At 65.1% G+C, this 3,065-nt stretch carries 3 protein-coding genes and 1 pseudogene; 3 read left to right on the top strand and 1 reads right to left on the bottom strand.

Annotated features, from left to right (window positions below; all coding sequences use genetic code 11):
- Positions 1-744 (bottom strand): GntR family transcriptional regulator (locus tag ACWD6N_RS37575; protein ID WP_450006726.1); only part of this gene is annotated, 744 nt, incomplete at its 3' end.
- A 144-nt stretch (positions 745-888) separates the two neighbouring features.
- Here ACWD6N_RS37575 and ACWD6N_RS37570 point away from each other — a divergent pair.
- The 3 genes and pseudogenes from ACWD6N_RS37570 to ACWD6N_RS37560 form a co-directional block, all read left to right on the top strand.
- Entirely contained in the window at positions 889-1,206 is a 318-nt protein-coding gene (locus ACWD6N_RS37570; RefSeq protein WP_450006725.1) for a hypothetical protein, read from the top strand.
- Between the two features lie 291 nt (positions 1,207-1,497).
- Positions 1,498-2,382, top strand: a complete 885-nt coding sequence (locus tag ACWD6N_RS37565) for a hypothetical protein (protein WP_450006728.1) — start codon at positions 1,498-1,500, stop codon at positions 2,380-2,382.
- A gap of 84 nt (positions 2,383-2,466) precedes the next feature.
- A pseudogene (locus ACWD6N_RS37560) lies at positions 2,467-2,973 on the top strand (FtsK/SpoIIIE domain-containing protein); the annotation flags it as partial.
- Positions 2,974-3,065: the final 92 nt, after the last annotated feature.

Here is a 3,065-nt window from a genome sequence, read left to right as displayed (position 1 = left end):
GTCCTTTCCCATGACGTCATTGATCGAAACCTGCTGCTCCTTGATGGTGACAGCGTGTTGCACGACGGGGTAAAAGCCGAAAAAGGCTTCTACCCCATTCAAGACGTATAGCTTGAACTGAGGCGCGGTGACCTGAGTCCGAATCTCGACTCTCGCGGATCGTATGAGACCGAGTGCAGCTAGTTCGCCTACAGACTCAGCGACCGCTTCGGCATGCCGACGGACAATCCGTTCCGCTCGGGCACGTACGGCGGGGTCGTCCATTCCGTCGGCAGCTCGTGACGGCACTCCCGTAGGCACACTCAGGTCAACCAACAGCATCCGGATGGTCACCGACTCTGGCGCGAGTCTGCCTGCGCGGATCTTGTCGAGCGGCTCTTGCATGGCCCCGTGCAGCGTTTCGCCGGAGAAGCCCGCAAAGTCGATGGTCACGTTGGGGCTGGCGAAGGCGGCTTCTATGTGAGGGCGTAGCCCGACCGGCCGCTCTGTCTGCGCCCGCACGTATGAGCCGCTCCCCTGCCGCGAGAGGATCAGACGCTCTCGGCGTAGTACATCAAGCGCATTCTTCACTGTCTCCCGCGCTACTCCGTACCTTGCCGCAAGGGCCGGCTGCGAAGGCAGTTGGTCGCCAGGGCCCAGCCTCCCGGTGAGGATCGCGGCCCGCAGCACCCCAGCAATCTGCTGGGACTGAGGCCGAGAGTCGTCCGGGTCCAGGTCCGCCAGCTGGTCAGGCTCCATCGTCATGCCACAAGGATAGAGCCTGACTAGCCAGGTCGGAAAAATCCCGCGCCAAGGTGTTGCTTGGCTAGCCAGGCCGGTCTATGTTTGACATGGCTAGCCAAGCTAGCCGGAACCGCGCGAAAGCGCCTCAGACACAGGAGGTCTGTTGTGAAGCTTTACGTGGACACCACGAGCAAGCAGGTGACGGCGTCGAAGGACCCGGAGCCGAAGAACGACCAGAACGGCAACCAGAAGTCCGAGAAGAACACGGGCCGGCTCATGTGGTCCACCCAGGTCTTCGTCCTCGACGAGAACGGCGGCGAGGTCATCACCATCACCACGGCGGGTGAGAAGCCGAGCGTGAAGGTGGGTGACTTCCTCGCTGTCGAGCAGTTGGAGGCCATTCCGTGGGCGACCAACGGGCGCAACGGCGTCGCGTTCCGGGCGATTTCGCTGAAGCCGAAGACTGGTTCTCCGGCCAAGTAGGTCCATCGCACGACGTGCTGTGTCAGCCACCGGTGTCCGTGGCAACCCGTAGCGGCCTGATGGTCCGCTGAACCCAACTGCATACAGGCCCAGGATCGATTCCGATTCCTACGTTCCTGGTCCGGTCACCACTTGCGGTGGTGGCACCTCGCGAGAGCTGGCGCGGGGTCGGTACCGATTCCTACATCTGCCGACCCCGTGCCCTCCAACTCATCCGCCCCAATGTGCTTGGGAGGACTCGTCGTGTCCAAGTCTAGCCCTCGCCGGTTCGCCGGCAGGTCAACCGGAACGGTGACGGTCATCGAGGCCAAGGTTCACCGTTCCTCCGCGCGCAACGCCAAGATGGCGTTCATCCTGACGGCGGTCATCGTCGGCCTTCTCGCGGCCGTGGTGGCCGCTTCCTACTGGCACCCCATCATCGGGCTGATCGTCGGTGCCCTGATCGGCGTCCCGACCGGTGCCGCCGCCTGGCTGCTCATCCGTGTGTGGCCGGTGATCCGGCTGCTGTGGTGGTGGAGCCTGGAAGTGTTCCTCGTAGTACTGCTGCTCACCTGCTGGGTGCAGCTCGCGAACCACACTCCGACCGTGGTGACCCTGCTCGTGGTCGCCCTGGTCGTCGGCGTTCCCGCCGTCATCCGCCCGGTCCGCCGCCAGGTCAAAGCCTGGGGATGGTGCCTCGTGGTGCGCCATCGGCTGCGCGTGTGCTTCGCGCAGTTCATCATCGCCAACCAGTCCGGTTCGCTGCCGCTGATCCTGTGGGCACGCCCCACGCCGGTTGGTGAGCGGGTCTGGGTCTACCTGCGTCCCGGCCTGTCCGCCAAGGACTTGGAGGGCCGCCTCGACAAGATCGCGGTCACCTGTCACGCCTCCACCGCGCTCATCGAGCGCGCTTCGGAGAACAACGCCGCCTACCTGCGGTTCGACATCAAACGCCGTGAGGTGCTGACCGCTCACGTCGCCTCCCCGCTGGTCGACGTCATCGACCCGACCGCACCCGTCTCGGCATCACCGCTGACGGTCCCCACCGCCCTGGACCTGCCGGACGTCGACGCTCCGACGATCACCCTCCCGACCCAGGGCAAGCCGGCGAAGAAGCCGGCCACGACCGCCAACGGCAGCAAGCCCGCGGCTTCCTCGTCGTCCGTGCCGGACGACGACACCTCCGACTGGATCTGACCTACGCCCACCCGGGACGCGAGGGGCCATTGCGGCTCGTTCGTGTGGCTTCTCGCGCCCACCAACGCCCAAGGAGGGCACCTGATGACCACCACGATTCCCACCACTGCGGATGCGGTGCCGGTGGGTCCTGGCCTGTCGATGTTCGACCCGATCTTCATCGGGATCGACGAGTTCGGCCAACCCGTCTACCTGGACGTCATCTACCGCAACCTGCTCACCGCAGGCGAGCCCGGCGGCGGTAAGTCCGGCCTGATCAACAACATCTGCGGCCACGCCGCCCTGTGCGACAACACCCGCCTCGTGCTCTTCGACGCCAAGCTCGTCGAACTCGGCCCCTGGCGTGACCTCGCCGACGCGTTCATCGGCCCCGACATCTACCAGGGCATCGACGTGCTACGTCGTCTCCTGGTCGTGGCCACCAACCGCTACGCCTGGCTGCTGGCGAACCGGCGCCGCAAGCTCGCCCCCGGCGACGGCATGTCGGTCATCGTCACCATCATCGACGAACTCGCCATGTTCTCCACGGTGCTCGGCACCAAGCAGCAACAGGAGGAGTTCTCCACCCTGCTACGCGGGCTCGTCTCCCTAGATGATCAATTCCAAGGGGTTTAGTGGTCGTAGGCGGTGAGCGCGCGCATGATCGGCTGGCCGGTGTGGTCGTTGTGCCAGACGGCGGCGGT

It is taken from the genome of Micromonospora sp. NPDC005163, assembly GCF_053599835.1.
The sequence above is the reverse complement of the archived record's forward strand: the minus strand, read 5'-3'. Positions and strand labels throughout refer to the sequence as shown.